At 70.3% G+C, this 17,955-nt stretch carries 17 protein-coding genes, 1 other RNA gene and 1 pseudogene; 15 read left to right on the top strand and 4 right to left on the bottom strand.

Annotated elements, in window-relative coordinates; genetic code table 11:
• Positions 1 to 25: 25 nt before the first annotated feature.
• Complete coding sequence (prfB, locus tag PZB75_RS10185) at positions 26 to 1,132, top strand: peptide chain release factor 2 (protein WP_275534979.1); 1,107 nt, start codon at positions 26 to 28, stop codon at positions 1,130 to 1,132.
• A 384-nt stretch (positions 1,133 to 1,516) separates the two neighbouring features.
• On the top strand, positions 1,517 to 2,230 hold the full coding sequence (locus PZB75_RS10180; RefSeq protein WP_275534978.1) for a hypothetical protein: 714 nt from the start codon (positions 1,517 to 1,519) through the stop codon (positions 2,228 to 2,230).
• 195 nt (positions 2,231 to 2,425) lie between these two features.
• On the opposite strand, the gene PZB75_RS10175 is transcribed toward PZB75_RS10180, so the two are convergent.
• Positions 2,426 to 2,620 (bottom strand): hypothetical protein, encoded by a 195-nt coding sequence (locus PZB75_RS10175; RefSeq protein WP_275534977.1) that lies wholly within the window; start codon positions 2,618 to 2,620, stop codon positions 2,426 to 2,428.
• Between the two features lie 268 nt (positions 2,621 to 2,888).
• Here PZB75_RS10175 and ftsE point away from each other — a divergent pair, with 268 nt between their 5' ends.
• From ftsE to ssrA, 5 genes are all read left to right on the top strand, one after another.
• Entirely contained in the window at positions 2,889 to 3,578 is a 690-nt protein-coding gene (ftsE, locus tag PZB75_RS10170) for a cell division ATP-binding protein FtsE (RefSeq protein WP_275534976.1), read from the top strand.
• Between the two features lie 23 nt (positions 3,579 to 3,601).
• On the top strand, positions 3,602 to 4,519 hold the full coding sequence (gene ftsX, locus PZB75_RS10165) for a permease-like cell division protein FtsX (protein ID WP_275534975.1): 918 nt from the start codon (positions 3,602 to 3,604) through the stop codon (positions 4,517 to 4,519).
• A gap of 231 nt (positions 4,520 to 4,750) precedes the next feature.
• Positions 4,751 to 6,004 (top strand): S41 family peptidase, encoded by a 1,254-nt coding sequence (locus PZB75_RS10160; RefSeq protein WP_275534974.1) that lies wholly within the window; start codon positions 4,751 to 4,753, stop codon positions 6,002 to 6,004.
• Between the two features lie 18 nt (positions 6,005 to 6,022).
• Complete coding sequence (gene smpB, locus PZB75_RS10155; RefSeq protein ID WP_275534973.1) at positions 6,023 to 6,508, top strand: SsrA-binding protein SmpB; 486 nt, start codon at positions 6,023 to 6,025, stop codon at positions 6,506 to 6,508.
• A gap of 130 nt (positions 6,509 to 6,638) precedes the next feature.
• Positions 6,639 to 7,009, top strand: a transfer-messenger RNA (tmRNA) gene (ssrA, locus tag PZB75_RS10150).
• A 180-nt stretch (positions 7,010 to 7,189) separates the two neighbouring features.
• On the opposite strand, the gene PZB75_RS10145 is transcribed toward ssrA, so the two are convergent.
• Both PZB75_RS10145 and PZB75_RS10140 read right to left on the bottom strand, forming a co-directional pair.
• Complete coding sequence (locus PZB75_RS10145; protein WP_275534972.1) at positions 7,190 to 7,396, bottom strand: DUF397 domain-containing protein; 207 nt, start codon at positions 7,394 to 7,396, stop codon at positions 7,190 to 7,192.
• Positions 7,393 to 8,262: a helix-turn-helix transcriptional regulator gene (locus PZB75_RS10140; protein WP_275534971.1), complete on the bottom strand. Its 870-nt coding sequence runs from the start codon at positions 8,260 to 8,262 to the stop codon at positions 7,393 to 7,395. Before PZB75_RS10140 ends, PZB75_RS10145 begins: the two co-directional genes overlap by 4 nt.
• Positions 8,263 to 8,914: 652 nt before the next feature.
• Here PZB75_RS10140 and PZB75_RS10135 point away from each other — a divergent pair.
• The 7 genes and pseudogenes from PZB75_RS10135 to PZB75_RS10105 all read left to right on the top strand — a co-directional run bounded on the left by PZB75_RS10135 (position 8,915) and on the right by PZB75_RS10105 (position 16,430).
• Positions 8,915 to 9,112, top strand: a complete 198-nt coding sequence (locus PZB75_RS10135) for a hypothetical protein (protein ID WP_275534970.1) — start codon at positions 8,915 to 8,917, stop codon at positions 9,110 to 9,112.
• Positions 9,113 to 9,309: 197 nt separating this feature from the next.
• Positions 9,310 to 9,516 carry a hypothetical protein gene (locus PZB75_RS10130; protein WP_275534969.1) on the top strand — a complete coding sequence of 69 codons (207 nt, stop codon included), beginning with the start codon at positions 9,310 to 9,312 and terminating at the stop codon, positions 9,514 to 9,516.
• 701 nt (positions 9,517 to 10,217) lie between these two features.
• Positions 10,218 to 10,805, top strand: coding sequence for a hypothetical protein (locus PZB75_RS10125; protein ID WP_275534968.1), 588 nt, complete (start codon positions 10,218 to 10,220; stop codon positions 10,803 to 10,805).
• Positions 10,806 to 12,998: a glycosyltransferase gene (locus tag PZB75_RS10120; RefSeq protein WP_275534967.1), complete on the top strand. Its 2,193-nt coding sequence runs from the start codon at positions 10,806 to 10,808 to the stop codon at positions 12,996 to 12,998.
• 599 nt (positions 12,999 to 13,597) lie between these two features.
• Positions 13,598 to 14,794, top strand: coding sequence for an acyltransferase (locus tag PZB75_RS10115; RefSeq protein ID WP_275538655.1), 1,197 nt, complete (start codon positions 13,598 to 13,600; stop codon positions 14,792 to 14,794).
• Positions 14,795 to 14,860: 66 nt separating this feature from the next.
• A pseudogene (locus tag PZB75_RS10110) lies at positions 14,861 to 15,739 on the top strand (uroporphyrinogen-III synthase); the annotation flags it as partial.
• 127 nt (positions 15,740 to 15,866) lie between these two features.
• Positions 15,867 to 16,430, top strand: coding sequence for a GNAT family protein (locus PZB75_RS10105; protein ID WP_275534966.1), 564 nt, complete (start codon positions 15,867 to 15,869; stop codon positions 16,428 to 16,430).
• Between the two features lie 205 nt (positions 16,431 to 16,635).
• Here the strand turns inward: PZB75_RS10105 and PZB75_RS10100 are convergent, their stop codons facing one another.
• Complete coding sequence (locus tag PZB75_RS10100; RefSeq protein ID WP_275534965.1) at positions 16,636 to 17,199, bottom strand: GNAT family N-acetyltransferase; 564 nt, start codon at positions 17,197 to 17,199, stop codon at positions 16,636 to 16,638.
• A 123-nt stretch (positions 17,200 to 17,322) separates the two neighbouring features.
• Between PZB75_RS10100 and PZB75_RS10095 the strand changes: the two genes are divergently transcribed.
• Positions 17,323 to 17,946: a CGNR zinc finger domain-containing protein gene (locus PZB75_RS10095; protein ID WP_275534964.1), complete on the top strand. Its 624-nt coding sequence runs from the start codon at positions 17,323 to 17,325 to the stop codon at positions 17,944 to 17,946.
• Positions 17,947 to 17,955 lie beyond the last annotated feature (9 nt).

Below are 17,955 nucleotides of genomic sequence, written 5' to 3'. Positions count from 1 at the left end.
CGCCGACAGCCGTTACGCTGGACCTGTGGCAGTCGTCGATGTATCCGAAGAGCTGAAGTCCCTCTCCTCGACCATGGGGTCGATCGAGGCCGTCCTCGACCTGGACGGGCTGAGGGCCGATATCGCCGCGCTTGAGGAGCAGGCGGCAGCGCCCTCCCTCTGGGACGATCCAGAGGCGGCACAGAAGATCACCAGCAAGCTGTCGCACCTCCAGGCCGAGGTCCGCAAGGCGGAGGGGCTGCGCGGCCGGATCGACGATCTTGAGGTCCTGTTCGAGCTGGCCCAGGACGAGGGCGACGCCGACGCGCTCGCCGAGGCCGAGTCGGAGCTGGAGTCCGTCAAGAAGGCGCTGGACGAGATGGAGGTCCGTACGCTCCTCTCCGGCGAGTACGACTCCCGTGAGGCGCTCGTCAACATCCGGGCCGAGGCGGGCGGCGTGGACGCCGCGGACTTCGCCGAGAAGCTGCAGCGCATGTATCTCCGCTGGGCCGAGCGGCACGGCTACAGGACCGAGGTCTACGAGACGTCGTACGCCGAGGAGGCCGGCATCAAGTCGACCACCTTCGCCGTCCAGATCCCGTACGCCTACGGCACGCTCTCCGTCGAGCAGGGCACCCACCGGCTGGTCCGGATCTCGCCCTTCGACAACCAGGGCCGCCGCCAGACGTCGTTCGCGGGTGTGGAGGTGCTGCCGGTCGTCGAGCAGACCGACCACATCGAGATCGACGAGTCGGAGCTGCGCGTCGACGTGTACCGCTCCTCGGGGCCCGGCGGGCAGGGTGTCAACACCACGGACTCCGCGGTGCGGCTGACCCACCTCCCGACCGGCATCGTCGTCTCCTGTCAGAACGAGCGCTCGCAGATCCAGAACAAGGCGACCGCGATGAACGTCCTCCAGGCGAAGCTCCTTGAGCGGCGCCGCCAGGAGGAGCAGGAGAAGATGAACGCCCTCAAGGGCGACGGCGGCAACTCCTGGGGCAACCAGATGCGTTCGTACGTCGTGCACCCGTACCAGATGGTCAAGGACCTGCGTACGGAGTTCGAGGTCGGCAACCCGGAGGCGGTCTTCAACGGGGAGATCGACGGTTTCCTGGAGGCCGGCATCCGCTGGCGCAAGCAGCAGGAGAAGTAGTCCGTCCGCCGACCGCGCCCGCTGACCCGACGTCAGACAGGCGCTGAACGCGTTTCGCGTATACGTCAGTTGAACCCGGGTGAGGTGAACTCACCCGGGTTCGACGCGTTTCGAGGGGCATCGGGCGGGGCGTGCGTCACATTCCCGAATCCGAATGCCCGTCAAGCGGCCTCAAATCGGTGCGTACGGCACGGAACGGCCTTGACGGAATCCTTAACCCTGGACAGTCTGCTTGCGCAGCATGTGTATGTCCGGGACAGGTGCGGACGGGGGCGGGCGAGACGGCCACGCGTTCACGTGGCCCCGCCGAACGCGACCCCGCAGAGCCATGGCCCCGCATCCGGCTGCTCCATCGACGAGATCGGCTACTGGGGGTAGCAGCAGATGACGAAGAAGACGCGCGTACGCGTCGCGCGGATCGCCGCGGGCGCGGTGATCGCCGCAGGCGCCTCGCTGACCGCCGCGGGCGCCGCGCAGGCGTTCAGCGGTGACGAGGCGACGGTCGCCTCCGCCGTCCAGCCGCTGGCTGGGGACGACGAGACCGACGAGCCCTGTGCTCCGACCGACCCGCGTTGCGAGGAGCCTCCGACCGAGGAGCCCCCGACCGAGGAGCCGCCCACTCAGGAGCCTCCGACCCAGGAACCGCCGACCCAGGAGCCTCCGACCCAGGAGCCGCCCACTCAGGAGCCTCCGACCCAGGAACCGCCCACTCAGGAGCCGCCCACCCAGCAGCCCCCGACGGAGAAGCCGCCGACCCAGCAGCCTCCGACGAGCAAGCCGCCGACCGACGGTCCGCCCGCGACCCCGGCGCCCACGACGGGCTCCGGCACCGGTGGCAGCACCACCGGCGGTGACGACGTGAACGGTGGCAGCGACTGCACCGTCACCGGCGACGGTGCCACGTGCGCCGACCACACCGACACCGACAGCGTCGGCAACCAGCCCGTGCCCCAGACCAGGGGCAAGGACGAGCTGGCCGCGACGGGTGCGGGTGAGACCACGTTCCTGGTGATCGGCGCCGCGACGATGATCGCCGGGGGCATCGGCTTCCGCTTCCTGCCGCGTCTGGTGAGCGGCAACGGCGGCGCGACCGCCTGACGGGCCCGTACGCGTACACCTGGTCCCGTACACACCGGGCCTGGGCACGTACGCACGCATCCGGGCCCGGACGTATCGCCTGGGGCTCGTACCTGAACGCCCGGAGGGCCCGGGAACACGCCGTACGGCGTGTTCCCGGGCCCTCCGGCATGTCCCGCCCCGTGCGGGGACGGCCTCACATCCGTGTGCGGGCGGTCACCCGGCCTGGTGGGCCAGCAGCGCCAGCGCGGCCAGCAGGATCACCAGCAGGCCCAGCAGCATCGCCGGGCTCAGGCCGGAGAAGGGGCCCTGCTCCTGTTCCAGCCGCTGCCGGCTGGCCCGGCAGACCCGGCAGCGGCCCTCGTTCACGGGCGCCGCGCAGTTCGCGCACACCAGTCGGTCGTAGGTCATGCGCCTTCCTCCTTCCGCGCGGCGGGGCCGCACGGCGTTCTCTCCGCCTGCTGTCCGCTCAACGCTCAGGGAAACGCGACTGTTCCCCCCACCACTGTGCCAGCTCCCACGCCGTTCGGCGCGGGCCGCCGGGGAAGCCCCCGCGTTCGGCGTCGCATCGGACCCTGTTCCGGCACAAAACGCCCAACCCGGCCGCCGATGCCTGCGCGCGTATCGCCGGTTCGCGTAAGGTCACGCACACCTACTCCCGGCCGACCGTGGTGCATCCGTGATCCGATTCGACAACGTCTCCAAGACCTACCCGAAGCAGAGCCGTCCAGCTCTCAGGGATGTCTCCCTCGACATCGAGAAGGGTGAGTTCGTCTTCCTGGTGGGCTCGTCCGGCTCCGGCAAGTCCACCTTCATGCGACTGATCCTCCGCGAGGAGCGCGCCAGCCAGGGCATGGTGCACGTGCTCGGCAAGGACCTCGCGCGCCTGTCCAACTGGAAGGTGCCGCACATGCGCCGCCAGCTGGGCACGGTCTTCCAGGACTTCCGGCTCCTCCCCAACAAGACCGTCGCGCAGAACGTGGCCTTCGCGCAGGAGGTCATCGGCAAACCGCGCGGTGAGATCCGCAAGGCCGTACCGCAGGTCCTCGATCTCGTCGGTCTCGGCGGCAAGGAGGACCGGATGCCGGGCGAGCTGTCCGGTGGTGAGCAGCAGCGCGTGGCGATCGCGCGGGCGTTCGTGAACCGTCCCATGCTGCTGATCGCGGACGAGCCGACCGGCAACCTCGACCCGCAGACCTCGGTGGGCATCATGAAGCTGCTGGACCGGATCAACAGGACCGGGACCACCGTCATCATGGCGACCCACGACCAGAACATCGTCGACCAGATGCGCAAGCGCGTCATCGAGCTCGAGCAAGGCCGTCTCGTACGTGACCAGGCCCGCGGCGTCTACGGCTACCAGCACTGAGCATCGAGCACTGAAAGGACGCCATGCGCGCCCAGTTCGTCCTGTCGGAGATCGGCGTCGGCCTCCGTCGGAATCTCACGATGACCTTCGCCGTCGTCGTCTCCGTCGCCCTCTCGCTCGCCCTGTTCGGCGGCGCGCTGCTGCTGCGCGAGCAGGTCAGCACGATGAAGGACTACTGGTACGACAAGGTCAACGTCTCGATCTTCCTGTGCAGCAAGACGGACGCGGCGACCGTGGCCAAGTGCGCCAAGGGGGCCGTCACTCCGCAGCAGAAGAAGGAGATCGAGGCCGACCTCAACAAGATGGACGCCGTCCAGAAGGTGACCTACGAGTCGGCGGACGAGGCGTACAAGCACTACCAGGAGGACTTCGGCGACTCCCCGATGGCCGGGGACATCACGCCGGACCAGCTCCAGGAGTCGTTCCGGGTCAAGCTCGACGACCCCAAGAAGTACAAGGTCGTCGCGACCGCGTTCGCCGGCCGTGACGGGGTGCAGTCCGTCCAGGACCAGAGAGGCATCCTCGACAACCTCTTCGGGCTGATGAACGGCATGAACGTCGCCGCGCTCTTCCTGATGGGGCTGATGCTCGTCATCGCGCTGATGCTGATCGTGAACACCGTTCGCGTATCGGCGTTCAGCCGCCGCAGGGAGACGGGCATCATGCGGCTCGTGGGCGCCTCCGGCTTCTACATCCAGATGCCGTTCATCATGGAGGCGGCCTTCGCCGGGATGATCGGCGGTGTGCTGGCCTGCGGAATGCTGCTGGCGGGCCGGTACTTCCTGATCGACGCGGGTCTCCAGCTCGATCAGAAGCTGACCTTGATCGACTTCATCGGCTGGGACGCGGTCCTCACCAAACTGCCGCTGGTACTGGCGATCGGGCTGCTGATGCCCGCCGTGGCCGCGCTGTTCGCGCTCCGCAAGTACCTCAAGGTGTGACGAGCGCCCCCTCGCGCGCACGGCCGACGAGCCCTGCGCCGAGGGGGCGTTGTCCTGGGGCTGTCCCGTGATCCCTGGTGGGCGTGCGACGACAGCTACGGCACCTCGCGGCGTTGTCGGACCGTCCCCGTACATCCAGTACGCGGACGCTCCTCCGCCTGGCGATGCACCGCATCCGACGCCGCACGCTGATCCACCACGGATCGCGGGACAGCCCTTAGACTCGTCGCCATGTCAGGCCCCTTGGTTCGCTCCGGGTCCCGCGGTCTGTGCCGCGGGGCGGCCCTGACCTTGGTCTTCGCGAGTGTTCTCGTCACCGCCGCCGCCACCGGTTCGCTGCCGGGCGGCGAGGCCGATCCCTCGGCGAGGGGCGTCACGCACGGCTCCGGCGGTCCGGCGGGTCCGGACGGGCCGGAGCTGAGGAGCCGGTCCGTCTCCTCCACCGTCGACCGTGACGACGTGGCGGACGCCGCCGCCGAGGCGGTCGCCGACGGCAAGTCCGGTACGGAGGCGGCCGAGGAGGTCGTCAGCCGCAGCGGGGACCGCTGGGGCGCGGTGTACGACCAGCGGGAGTACGAGGAGTTCGAGCAGGCCCTGGACGGCTCGTACACGGGCGTCGGCCTGTCCGCGAGACGCGCGGCGGACGGCCGGGTCGCGGTGGCGGGCGTGCGTACGGGCGGACCGGCCGACGCGGCCGGGGTCCGCGGGGGCGATCTGATCCGTACCGTCGACGGACGCCCGGTCGACGGGCGTCCCGTGTCCGAGGTCGTGGCCCTGCTGCGCGGCGACGACCGCGACGCGGTTCCCGGGAGCGCCGTCGTCCTCGGGCTCCAGCGGGGCGACCGCCGCTGGTCCGTGACACCGCGCAGGACGCGGCTCAGCACCGAGCCGGTGACGGTACGGCGGTTGGCCGAGCGGAAGGCCGCCACTGTGTCCGGGGCCGGTACTCCGGCGGTGCTGATCAAGGTCGGCTCGTTCACCAGGGGCGCGGGGGCCAAGGTGCGGGACGCGGTCCGGGAGGCGCCGTCCGGTGACGGCATCCTGCTGGATCTGCGCGGCAACGCGGGCGGTCTGGTCGGCGAGGCCGTCACCGCCGCCTCCGCCTTCCTGGACGGCGGGCTGGTCGCCACCTATGACGTACGGGGTGAGCAGCGCGCCCTGTACGCCGATCCCGGCGGTGACACGGACCGTCCGGTGGTCGTGCTCGTCGACGGCGGCACGATGAGCGCGGCTGAGCTGCTGACGGGCGCCCTCCAGGACCGGGGGCGGGCCGTCACCGTCGGTTCGCGGACCTTCGGCAAGGGTTCGGTGCAGATGCCGAGCAAGCTGCCGGGCGGTTCGGTCGCCGAGCTGACCGTCGGCCACTACCGCACCCCGGGCGGTCGCAGCGTCGACGAGAAGGGCATCACGCCCGACGTCACGGTCACCGAGGGGGCCCAGCAGCGGGCCGAAACGGTATTGAGTGGCCTCGGGGGTGGGTCGTAGTGCGAAAATGATCGCACTATGACCAAGGAAAAGGACACCGGGCGCAAGCTCATCGCGCAGAACAAGAAGGCGCGGCACGACTACCACATCCTCGACACCTACGAGTGCGGCCTGGTGCTGATGGGCACCGAGGTCAAGTCGCTCCGAATGGGCCGGGCCTCGCTGGTCGACGGCTTCGTGCAGATCGACGGTCACGAGGCGTGGCTGCACAACATCCACGTCCCGGAGTACGTCCAGGGCACGTGGACCAACCACTCCGCCAAGCGCAAGCGCAAACTGCTGCTGCACCGGGCCGAGATCGACAAGCTGGAATCGAAGTCGCAGGAGTCGGGGCACACCATCGTCCCGCTCGCGCTGTACTTCAGGGACGGCCGGGTCAAGATCGAGATCGCGCTGGCGAAGGGCAAGAAGGAGTACGACAAGCGGCAGACGCTGCGGGAACAGCAGGACCGGCGCGAGACGGAACGCGCGATCTCGTCGGTACGGCGGCGTCAGCGCGGCTGATCCACCGCCCGGCCGGCGGGGCCGTGGGGGCCCGGCGGGGGCCCACCGGAATAAGCTGGCCCCGATGGCCGTTGTTCACGTACGATGGCACTGCACCTCACAGCGGGTGCGGCAGTTGAAAAAACAACATGGGGATGATCGGTTTCGACAGCGGATGTCGAAGCAGGGGAAGCGAGCCGAGGAAGCGGCAATGATCTCGTTAACCATATGTCGCAACCAATAATCGCCGATTCCAAGCGCGATTCCTTCACCCTCGCTGCCTAAGTAGCGACCTGTGAAGTGTCAGCCCGGGGACTGTTCCCGACCCGGATCCTGGCATCATCTAGGGAACTAAACTTCTGAACCCGGTCACGGGGTCCAGGAGGAAATCAAACAGTGACTGAGCCCGTCGGAGACTTGTTCGCGTGATCTCCGGGGCCGAGAAAATCGCAGCGGACTGCGCTCGGAGAAGCCCTGGTTCTGCACCGTTGGACGCGGGTTCGATTCCCGCCATCTCCACAATTCCCATGTGGGGGAAGACCCTCTGAACTGCGAGTCATCGCAGGGCAGGGGGTCTTTCTCGTTTTCCGGCGCGCGCTCCCGTCCTGGCGACGACTCGTGGCGACGGGGCTCCGGGCGAGGGCCGTGGTGACGGTCCCCGCCCGGAGTGACCGGGTCGGGCTGGAGTGATCGGGACGAGGATCAGGCGGTGAAGTCGCCGTGCTTCACGCCGTGCGTGAAGGCGGCCCAACCGTCGGGGGTGAAGAAGAGACGGGCGCCGCCGCCCTGGTCCTTGCTGTCGCGGACCGCCCTGCCGCCGTTGGAGAGCGGGGCTACTTCGACGCAGTTGTCCTGCTGTCCGCTGGCGGTGGACTTGACGAACGGGCCGACGATGACAGGGGTGGTCATGATTGCTTCCTCTGGTCTTGGTCGCGGCGCATCGCCGTCATGATGTCGGTGATGCGCGTCAGGGAATCCGCAGGGCTCAACGCGCTCGCCCGGAGGTTGTCGAACGCGTCGGAGAACGCGTCGAGCTGTCCGGGCTGGTCCATGAACAGCGTCCCGGTCAGATTGGCCACACAGGCGATGCTGGGATCAGCCGGGAAGTCGAAGAGCACGAACGGGCTTTGGACGCCGGCGTGCGCGCCCGCCTCGAACGGCAGGACCTGCAGGGTGAGGTTGCTGCGCTCGGTCAGCCGGGTCAGATGGTGCAGTTGGTCGAGCATGACCGTGTGCCCGCCGACGACCTGGCGCAGCGCGCCCTCCGTCACGATGGCCCAGAGCTTCGGCGGGTGTTCGCCCTCCAGGATGGACTGGCGCTCCATCCGCACCTTGATCAGCGAGTCCACATGGCCGGGCGGCAGCACCGCGGGCCCGGCCGTGATGATGTGCCGGGTGTAGTCGGGCGTCTGCATCAGACCGGGCACGATCATGCCCTCGAAGGTGCGGATGCCCGCCGCCGTGCCCTCCAGTGCGATGAAGTCCCGGTACTCGCGCGGCAACGCGTCCTCGTAGGCGATCCACCAGCCCCGGGTCCTGGCGTCCTTCGCGGCTTCGAGGAACGCGGCGACCTGCTTCTCGTCGGTGACGCCGTACAGGGCCAGGAGCGCCTTGAGATCGGTACGCGAGACACGTACCTCCCCCTTTTCCATGCGGCTCATCTTGGACTGGGAGAAACCGAGTTCGTCCCCCACCGCCTCGGCCGTCAGGTTGGCCCTGCGGCGCAGTTGTCGCAGGTCCGACCCCAGGCGTCGGCTCCTGATCGTCTGGCCCATCACGCTCCTCGATTGATGTCGGTTGTCAGTTTGCCCGCTGGTCCGCCACGAGCGCCAGCAAGTAGACATGCATATATGCGTAGAGGGTACTTGCAAGAAGGGTATAGGCGCCGCTACTGTGTCCCCGTCGGTCACGGATCGTCACTCGACGGTGGCGAAGCGTGGCAAATCCGGTGACGCGGGACCCTCCGTTCGCCCCCGTCACACGCCGAGAGGTGAACTCTGGTGCCCAACGATGAGCAGACGTTCCAATTTCCCTCCGCCGAAGAATCCGTGCGGGAAACCCGGAAACGCGTACGCGGAACCGTACGTAACTGGGGTTTCTCGGACGAGTTTTCGGATACGGCCGAACTGTTGGCCAGTGAACTCGCGACCAACGCCGTCATCCACGCCGTGGGCGGAGCCTCGTACCGCGTGATCTGCGCGCTGTCGGACGCGGCGCTCACCGTGACGGTCGTCGATCACGGCGGCGGTGTCCCTGTCGTGCGTCACGGCTCCGGAACCGCGACGCACGGCCGGGGGCTGTTCCTCGTGGAGTCCCTGGCGGACGACTGGGGTGTGCGGACCGTGCCCCCGCGGGGCAAGGCGACGTACTTCGTCCTGTCCGTGCCACGGGGGACGGCCGGCGGCCGACACGACCTGAGGGAGCCTCATGGGGGACACGCCGGGCATCACGCCGGGGTTACGCGTGCCGCTCGCTCCGGGGGAGTCCGGCAGTCATGTCCTGATCTTCGGCGAGCGGGCTGACCGCCGCGAGGCCCTTACCACCGCTCAGCTCATGACGCTGGTGGTGGAGGCGGCCCATGAACTGGGCCTGGTGATCTCGGCGCGCCCCCGCCGCCGGCCGTGAGGCCCGGCCGCCCGCACCTCGCCGGGTGGACTGCCGCCGCGCGCGGACCCGTCGGCCTGCCCCCGGTCGCGTGCATCCCGCCGCGCGCGGACGCCCGTCGTCCCGCCCCCGTCGCGTGAACCTCGCCGCGCGCGAACCCCGTCGTCCGGCCCCCGCCGCACGAACCACTGGTCCGTCATCAACGAAAGGCCGCACCCATGTCCGACTCGGCGAACGGCCAGGCACTCCGCGAGGGTGACCTGGCGGCGCGCGATCTGGCCGACGCGCTCAAGCTCGCGGGCGTCACCCTGCCCTCGTTGCGCGGCGACTTCCCCACGGTCACCGACAGGCCGTTCGTACAGCTCGGCGGCGCGTCGGCGGAACTCGTACGGGAGCTGGCGGCATGGATTCGGGCACGCGCCTGAGGGGGTGAAAGGGGGCAAACGCGGGCGAGGTGCCGGTGGGGGCGGGTGTGGATCTGGCTGGTTCCGTAGAGCCGTGCGGGCCGGTGCGCGGACCGCCCGCGCCCGGGGCGGGCGGGCTCCGTATCCGAAAGCGGACCGACTTCGTCCGACTGTTGTTCGAAGACTGTGGGTCCGCTGCCCGCGTCGCCCGCGCCGCTCGCCCTGGATGTGGAGAAAGCGCGTCGCGGGCATGGCCAAAAACACACCCTTCACACGCGCCTTGGTGAGATTTCCGGCCATACCGGGCAGTGTGTCGAGGCGTTGCCGCGGCCTTTGCCGCCGTCCCGCTGGTGACGGGCCCGCGCGGCGGCCTGGGCAAGGGTCGCGCCGCCCCGGCCGCGAACGTGTTCCGAGCCGGGAGGCGGCTTCTTGCCTCCGGGGAAAACTGGCCGAAACGACTCCCCGGTGGCCGACTGCCGGAAATCGATGCAGCACTGATGCCTAACATCGGCTGTCTCCCGGCCACCGCGTCGTCCGGGTGCGCTACATTCGTGGTTCGGGTGCACTGTGGTAGGGGGCGCCTGGACAGGGTGGGGGCCCGGTCCAGCGACACGAGGCCGGACAGTTGTGCGTGCCCGATCCGTTGAGTGGGGGATGTGCGAACACCTGTGGAAAATCGGCGTGAAAGTGCCCGTTCCGGGCATACCCAGGAGCCGAGCGAGATGACGCTCCAACTGGACGTGGGGCGTCAGCTCTCCCAACTGCCGAAGGAACCGGAAGCGTCCGAGGGCTCCGACGGGCCGGTGTTCGTGGACGAGAGCGGGCGCCGCAGCAAGACGTTCCGGCGGCTCGGCTGGGTCCTCACCATCATCTGTGCCTGCTACGCGGTGACGCTGGTGGTCTCCGTGCTCGGTGGCAACTCCAGCGCGCCCTGGCTGCCGATCTCAGGTCAGCCGGAGAAGAAGACAGCGCCGGTGGAGGTCGAGCCGGACCCGAGTCTCTCCTCCGACCCGGCGTCGCCCGGCGTCACACCCAGTGCGACCCTCTCGACCTCGTCGGTCGGCCCCAGCACGCATCCCTCGGGCAGCAGCTCGGCCGCCCACGTGCCGAAGAAGCCGGGCGGCAGCGGTGCGTCGTCCTCCGTCGTCGTACCACCCAAGGGCGGGACGGGCGGCGGCACGAAGCCCACGCCCGGGGCCTCGGACACCGTCTCGTCGCCGGGCGTCTCGACACCGCCCGTCGAACCGCCGACCGGCGAGACGTCGTCGGCGCCCGGTGAGACCGTCACTCCTCCAGAAGGCAGCCCGTAAATGACACCCCCCGCCCCGCGGGGCAAGAGCAACCGTAAGAAGCCGAGGCAGCGCCGTAGGCTCCCCATGCGTTACCTGCTCCCCGCCCTGCTCCTTGTCGCCCTGCTCGCGATGCTGATGCTGCGCGGGTACGTGCACAGCGAGATCCTCGCCGACTACCGCGTCCAGCCTCCGGCGGCCACCGACACGGTCCCCCAGAAGATCATGGAGGGCGGCCCCGTCATCGACGCGCGGGCCAAGGACGATCCCAAGTCGCTGCGGATACCCGACCACAAGATCGTCCTCACCTTCGACGACGGGCCGGACCCCGAGTGGACGCCGAAGGTCCTCGACGAGCTGAAGGAGCACGACGCGCACGGCGTCTTCTTCGTCACCGGCACCATGGCCTCGCGCTACCCCGACCTGGTCAAGCGGATGGTCGACGAGGGGCACGAGGTCGGGCTGCACACCTTCAACCACCCGGACCTCTCGTACCAGTCCACCGACCGCATCGACTGGGAACTCTCCCAGAACCAGCTGGTGCTGGCGGGCGCGGCCGGTATCCGTACCTCCCTGTTCCGCCCGCCGTACTCCTCGTTCGCCGACGCCATGGACGACAAGTCCTGGCCGGTCACGCAGTACGTCGGCAGCCGCGGCTACCTCACCGTCGTCAACAACACCGACAGTGAGGACTGGAAGCGCCCCGGGGTCCACTCCATCATCAAGCGGGCCACGCCCAAGGGCGGCAAGGGCGCCATCATCCTGATGCACGACTCGGGTGGTGACCGGTCCCAGACCGTGGCCGCGCTCGGGAAGTTCCTGCCGCGGATGCAGGAGCGGGGCTACACCTTCGACAACCTGACGACGGCTCTCGGCGCACCGAGCGCCCACACCCCGGTCACCGGCTTCGCGCTGGTGAAGGGCAAGGCGTTCGTCTACGCCGTCGACGTCTCGGAGCACATCACCGGCGTCATGGTCGCCGGTCTCGCCGTCATCGGCGTGCTGGTCTTCTCCCGCTTCGGGCTGATGCTGCTGCTGTCCTTCCTGCACGCCAGGAAGGTGCGGAAACGAAACTTCCGCTGGGGCGAGCCGTTCACCCGACCGGTCTCGGTGCTGGTGCCCGCGTACAACGAACGCAAGTGCATCGAGGCCACCGTCCGCTCGCTGATGTCCAGCGACCACCCCATCGAAGTGATCGTCATCGACGACGGTTCGACGGACGGCACGGCGGACCTCGTGGAGGCGCTGCGACTGCCGAACGTACGCGTGGTGCGGCAGCGCAACGGCGGGAAGCCCGCGGCCCTCAACAACGGCATCGCGCACGCCCGGTACGACGTCGTGGTGATGATGGACGGCGACACCGTCTTCGAACCGTCCACCGTCCGCGAGCTGGTGCAGCCCTTCGGTGACCCGAGGGTCGGGGCCGTCGCGGGCAACGCCAAGGTCGGCAACCGCGACTCGCTCATCGGCGCCTGGCAGCACATCGAGTACGTGATGGGCTTCAACCTCGACCGCCGGATGTACGACATCCTCGGCTGCATGCCCACGATCCCGGGCGCCGTCGGCGCGTTCCGCCGGCAGGCGCTGGACCGGGTCGGCGGCATGAGCGAGGACACCCTCGCCGAGGACACCGACGTCACCATGGCCCTGCACCGCGACGGCTGGCGCGTGGTCTACGCGGAGAACGCCCGCGCCTGGACCGAGGCGCCGGAGTCCGTGCAGCAGCTGTGGTCGCAGCGCTACCGGTGGTCGTACGGCACCATGCAGGCGATCTGGAAGCACCGCAGATCACTCATCGAGCGCGGCCCCTCCGGCCGGTTCGGGCGGGTCGGACTGCCCTTCGTCTCCCTGTTCATGGTCGTGGCACCGCTGCTCGCGCCCCTCATCGACGTCTTCCTGCTGTACGGGCTGGTCTTCGGCCCCACCCAGAAGACGGTCGTCGCCTGGCTCGGCGTCCTCGTGGTGCAGGGCATCTGCGCGGCGTACGCCTTCCGGCTCGACAAGGAACGCATGACCCATCTCATCTCGCTGCCCCTCCAGCAGATCCTCTACCGGCAGCTCATGTACGTGGTGCTGCTCAACTCCTGGATCACCGCGCTCACCGGCGGCCGGCTGCGCTGGCAGAAGCTGCGCCGCACGGGAGCGCTGGACGCCTCCGGCTCGGTACCGAACCAGTTGAGGGCCGGCAGCAACGACCGGAGGCCCGTCGCGTGACGTATCCCGACCAGCCGCCCGGCACGCCGTGGCAGCCCCGTGACCCGGACGGGACGGAGCCGTTCCGCACGCCGGAGCCGTACGCCGACGGGGGGGCGTTCCCCGAGGGGGACGCGTTCTCCGGGAGGGGGGCGTTCCCTGAGAGGGGCGCGCTCTCCGAGAGGGGGGCGTTCTCCGGTGAGGACCCGGGCGGGGATTCGTACCCGTATCAGGGCCAGGGCCAGGGCCGGCCATCGGGGCGGGACGCCTTCGACCCGTTCGCGCGCCAGGACCGCGGCCCGTCCGCAGGTCAGGGGCAGGGCGCCTTCGATCCCTTCGCGGACCGGGACCGGAGCACGGCGCCGCAGCGTCCGTTCCCCGGGCAGGGGCCGTTCCCGGGCCAGGACACCGTCCAGGGGCAGTACCCCACCGCTGGGCAGCGCCCCTTCCCGGGACAGTCCGGGGCCGCGTACCCCGGGCGCGCCCAGGAGCAGCCGTTCGCCTCGTACCCGGGGCAGGACCAGGCAGGGTTCGAGGCGTCGTATCCCGGACAGTTCGAGGCCGACGGCGGGGACCCCTTCCCCGCCGGGGCAGGTGGGACGGCGACCGCCACCACCACGATGACCGCCACCGCGACGGAGCCCGCTCCCGAGCCGCCCGAGGCCCCGGCCCCGCCCAAGAAGGGCGGCCGTGACCGCTATCTCGACCTGCTGCGCGCCGTCGCACTGGTCCGTGTCGTCGTCTTCCACCTGTTCGGCTGGGCCTGGCTGACGGTCCTCTTCCCGTCCATGGGCGTGATGTTCGCGCTGGCCGGTTCGCTGATGGCCCGCTCGCTGGCCCGTCCGGCGTGGGGCGTCATCCGTGGCCGTATGCGGCGACTGCTGCCCCCCATGTGGGCGTTCTCGCTGTGCGTGGTGCCGGTCATGTTCGCGCTGAGCTGGAAACCGGTCCGGGGGGAGGGGATCTGGTGGTTCATCAAGCTGGGCTGCTACATCTTCCCGGTCGGCTCGCCCCCGTACCCCTGGGAGAACGGTTCCGAGGGCGGCTTCCTGGAGCAGAGCTGGGCCGACCAGGCCGCCGGCCCGCTCTGGTACATCCGGGCCTATCTGTGGTTCGTCCTCGCTTCGCCCCTGCTGCTGAAGGCGTTCCGCAAGCTGCCCTGGGCGACGCTGCTCGCCCCGGTCGCGCTGACCGCCGTGATCGGCACAGGCGTCGTCACGATCCCCGGTGCGACGGGTGAGGCCGTCGGCGACTTCGCGGTGTTCGGCGCCTGCTGGATTCTGGGCTTCGCGCACAACGACGGGCTGCTGAAGAAGATCCCGCGCTACATCTCGGTCTCCTCCGCCGCGATCATGATGGCGTTCGGTCTGTGGTGGGCGTCCGGCCACCTCACCGAAGAGGGCTGGAACCTCGACGAGATCCCGCTCGCCCAGGCCACCTGGTCACTCGGCTTCTGCGTGATCCTGCTCCAGTACGCGCCGTCCTGGCAGAAGCTGCCCGGCAGGCTCGCGGCCTGGGACAGCCTGGTCACGCTGGCCAACAACCGGGCCGTGACGATCTACCTCTGGCACAACCTGCTGTTCATGGGGACGAGCCTGATCATCGACCAGCTGTGGAGCGTGCCCTGGGTCGGGGACCACCTCGGTACGTACATCGACGCGTCGGGCAATGTGCTCATGCTGATCCTGATCTGGCCGCTGATAGGAATGGCGATCCTCCTGTTCGGATGGGTCGAGGACGTCGCGGCCAAGCGCAGGCCCCGGCTGTGGCCGAACGGCACTTCCGGGAAGGCCGCCGTCGCGACGGCCAAGGTCTGATCCACTCCACTCCCTGTCGTGGGGAGGTCGCAGGAGCAGCAGCGGGACTTGGAGCCGGGAAGCACCATGCGCGAAGAAGACGAACGACACGCACCCTCGTCGGAGGCCGAAGCGGGGACCGGGGCCGGATCGGGGGACGGGCCCCTGACCGGTTTCACGGTCGGGATCACCGCCGCCCGCCGGGCCGAGGAACTCGCCACGCTGCTGCGGCGGCGGGGCGCCACCGTCCTGCACGCTCCGGCGCTGCGGATCGTGCCGCTCGCGGACGACGGCGAACTCCTGGACGCCACGAAGCGGTTGGTCGAGAAGGCGCCCGATGTGGTGGTGGCGACCACCGCGGTCGGCTTCCGGGGCTGGCTGGAGGCCGCCGAGGGCTGGGGGCTCGGCGACGGTTTGCTGGCCCGGCTGCGTGGCGCCGAGTTGCTGACACGCGGCCCCAAGGTCAAGGGCGCCGTCCGGGCCGCCGGGCTCACCGAGCGGTGGTCGCCCGCCTCCGAGTCGATGGCCGAAGTCCTCGACCGGCTCCTCGCCGAGGGCGTCGAGGGCCGCAGGATCGCGCTCCAACTGCACGGCGAACCCCTGCCCGGCCTCATCGACGCGTTGCGCGGGGCGGGCGCCGAGGTCGTGGGCGTACCGGTCTACCGCTGGATGCCACCGGAGGACATCGCCCCCCTGGACCGGCTGATCGACGTCACCGTCGCGCGCGGTCTGGACGCCCTCACCTTCACTAGTGCCCCGGCCGCCGCGTCGCTCCTGAACCGCGCCGAGGAGCGCGGGCTGCTGCCGAGGGTGCTGGAGGCGTTGCGCGGGGACGTCCTGTCGGCGTGCGTCGGGCCGGTCACCGCGGTGCCGTTGCGGGACCACGGCGTCGAGACCGTACAGCCGGAGCGGTTCCGGCTCGGTCCGCTGGTCCAGGTGCTGTGCCGGGAACTCCCGGCCAGGGCCGGGGCGGTACGGGGTCCGGGGCCCGCGCCCGAGGACTCCTGAGCCGGGCCGACGCACCGGGGCCACCGGGCCCCGCGGTCGCTGCCGGGCGTTCCGGACCGCCCGGGGCCCGCGTTACCGTGCGGGGATGACCGACGAATCACACCCCCTCGCCCCGGGCGTACGGCTGCGGCCCGCGGCGCCCGGTGACGCCCGGTCCATGGCCGGGGCCCTGACCCGCAGCCGCGCCCATATGCGTCCCTGGGAACCGGTACGACCGGAGGCTTACTACACCGAGCAGGGGCAGCGGGACCGCCTGGCCGGCCTGCTGGCGGAACGCGCCGCCGGACGTGGCATGCCCTGGGTGCTGGCCGACGACGAGGACCTGGTCGTCGGCGGTTTCACCCTGTCCAACATCACGTTCGGCGCCTTCCACAGCGCCACGCTCGGCTACTGGGTCGACGTCGACCACGCGGGCCGGGGGCTGGCGACGGCCGCCGTACGGCGGATCTGCGAGACGGCCAGGGACGGGCTGGGCCTGCACCGGCTGGAGGCGGGCACGGTCCTCACCAACACGGCGTCACAGCGGGTCCTCGCCAAGACCGGCTTCGAGGAGATCGGTACGGCCCGGAGCTATCTGCACATCGCGGGGGAGTGGGCCGACCACCGGCTGTTCCAGCGCATCCTGCACGACGCGCCGTTGACGGGATGAACACGCCCGACGGCAGGTGGCCCTGACGGCCGGTGACCCCGACGGCCGGTGGCCCCGACGGCCGGTGACCCCGACGGCCGGTGTCCGGCTGATCCGCGTCCATCGGCCGGTGATCGGTGATCGGTGATCGGTGACCGGTGACCGGCTGATCCGCGTCCGTCGGCCGTTGACCGGCCGACACGGACCCGTCGGCCGGGGCGGCCGGTCAGCCGCCGGAGGCCGGGGCGCATCTCCGGTGCCGATGGCCTTTCTGCGGCCAGGACGGTACGGCCGGGAGGACTTCCACGAGGGCGTACCCGCTCTTCTCCGCCACCCGGCAGGACGCCGCGTTGTCCACCTGGTGCAGCAGATCGAGCCGTACGAGACCGTCGTCGGCGAAGACCGTGAACGCCCAGTCGGTGAGCGCGCCGAGCGCGCGGGGGGCGATTCCACGGCCCCGCGCGCCCGCGACCGTCCAGTAGCCGACCTCCGCCCGGCCGGAGCCGGGGTCCGGGTACTTCAGCGTGACGTTCCCGACGGGTTCGCCACCGCGTCCGTCGTCGGCCCCCTCCACGACGGCGAAGCTGTGACGGATGCCCGACTCGCGCCCTTCGTCCTGGAGTTCGAGCCATCGCCGCGCCTCCGGCTCGCCCGTCACCGGGGCCCGCGCCCCGGCCCGTACCGCCGGATCGCGGTACGCGGCGACGATCGCGGGTATGTCTCCGTCATGCCAGGGGCGCAGAAGCAGCCGCCCCACGGAGAGAGTGGTCCCTCGGTGATCGATGCGCATTGCGACACCGTACGGGAGCGCACGGCCGCGGGGTACGCGGTGGCGGGGCTTCCGGCCGGGACCGGTGACGGGCACCCAGGGTGTGGAGACTCCGTACCCGCGATCCAAGGCGGTGGCAGGCGCATGACAGCGGGCCTCAGCTCGTACGACTGGCGATTCGACGCGGGGCGGCCCTGCCTCGACCTGGTGGCGACGGGGGTCGACACCTCCGGCGCGTGCGAACGGCTCGACGGGCCCGACCGGCTCGCCCACTGGCTGGTCGCCAACCAACTGCTCCCGGTGGACCGCGCGTCGGACCTGGTGGACGACCACTGGGTGGTGCGGTTCCAGGAGTTGCGGATGTGCGTCGACCGGCTGATGTCGGCGGAGCTGGCCGGACACGGCGCGGACGGCGCACTGGACCGGATCAACGTCCTGGCCGCGGGGGCGCCGCCCGTGTGGCGGGCGGAGCGCGGCAAGGGCGGGGTGCTGGTGCGCACCCTCAGCGCCGAGCCCGACTGCCGGTCACTGCTGGCCGCCGTCGCGCGGGACGCCGTGGAACTGCTCACGGACCCGGTGGCGCGGGGCGGGCTGCGCCGCTGCGAGGGCGACAACTGCCGACGGCTGTATCTGGACACCTCGCGCGGGCGACGGCGGCGCTGGTGCTCCAGCGAGGTGTGCGGCAACCGGGAGCGGGTGGCGAGGCACCGAAGACGGGTCGCGGCGCTGTCCGGTGCGGTCCCGGGGGCGGTGGGCACGGGCGCGTAGGTCGTGGGG

The organism is Streptomyces sp. AM 4-1-1 (assembly GCF_029167625.1).
Lineage (GTDB): Bacteria > Actinomycetota > Actinomycetes > Streptomycetales > Streptomycetaceae > Streptomyces.
Note: the sequence above shows the minus strand (reverse complement) of the source record. Positions and strands in the feature narration are given on the sequence as shown.

Excerpts from the sequence above, each read along its gene's own strand:
- PZB75_RS10180 (WP_275534978.1), top strand. The coding sequence starts at position 1,517 with ATGACGAAGAAGACGCGCGTACGCGTCGCGCGGATCGCCGCGGGCGCG.
- PZB75_RS10175 (WP_275534977.1), bottom strand. The coding sequence starts at position 2,620 with ATGACCTACGACCGACTGGTGTGCGCGAACTGCGCGGCGCCCGTGAAC.
- ftsX (WP_275534975.1), top strand. The coding sequence starts at position 3,602 with ATGCGCGCCCAGTTCGTCCTGTCGGAGATCGGCGTCGGCCTCCGTCGG.
- PZB75_RS10160 (WP_275534974.1), top strand. The coding sequence starts at position 4,751 with ATGTCAGGCCCCTTGGTTCGCTCCGGGTCCCGCGGTCTGTGCCGCGGG.
- smpB (WP_275534973.1), top strand. The coding sequence starts at position 6,023 with ATGACCAAGGAAAAGGACACCGGGCGCAAGCTCATCGCGCAGAACAAG.
- PZB75_RS10145 (WP_275534972.1), bottom strand. The coding sequence starts at position 7,396 with ATGACCACCCCTGTCATCGTCGGCCCGTTCGTCAAGTCCACCGCCAGC.
- PZB75_RS10140 (WP_275534971.1), bottom strand. The coding sequence starts at position 8,262 with ATGGGCCAGACGATCAGGAGCCGACGCCTGGGGTCGGACCTGCGACAA.
- PZB75_RS10135 (WP_275534970.1), top strand. The coding sequence starts at position 8,915 with ATGGGGGACACGCCGGGCATCACGCCGGGGTTACGCGTGCCGCTCGCT.
- PZB75_RS10130 (WP_275534969.1), top strand. The coding sequence starts at position 9,310 with ATGTCCGACTCGGCGAACGGCCAGGCACTCCGCGAGGGTGACCTGGCG.
- PZB75_RS10125 (WP_275534968.1), top strand. The coding sequence starts at position 10,218 with ATGACGCTCCAACTGGACGTGGGGCGTCAGCTCTCCCAACTGCCGAAG.
- PZB75_RS10120 (WP_275534967.1), top strand. The coding sequence starts at position 10,806 with ATGACACCCCCCGCCCCGCGGGGCAAGAGCAACCGTAAGAAGCCGAGG.
- PZB75_RS10115 (WP_275538655.1), top strand. The coding sequence starts at position 13,598 with ATGACCGCCACCGCGACGGAGCCCGCTCCCGAGCCGCCCGAGGCCCCG.
- PZB75_RS10105 (WP_275534966.1), top strand. The coding sequence starts at position 15,867 with ATGACCGACGAATCACACCCCCTCGCCCCGGGCGTACGGCTGCGGCCC.
- PZB75_RS10100 (WP_275534965.1), bottom strand. The coding sequence starts at position 17,199 with ATGCGCATCGATCACCGAGGGACCACTCTCTCCGTGGGGCGGCTGCTT.
- PZB75_RS10095 (WP_275534964.1), top strand. The coding sequence starts at position 17,323 with ATGACAGCGGGCCTCAGCTCGTACGACTGGCGATTCGACGCGGGGCGG.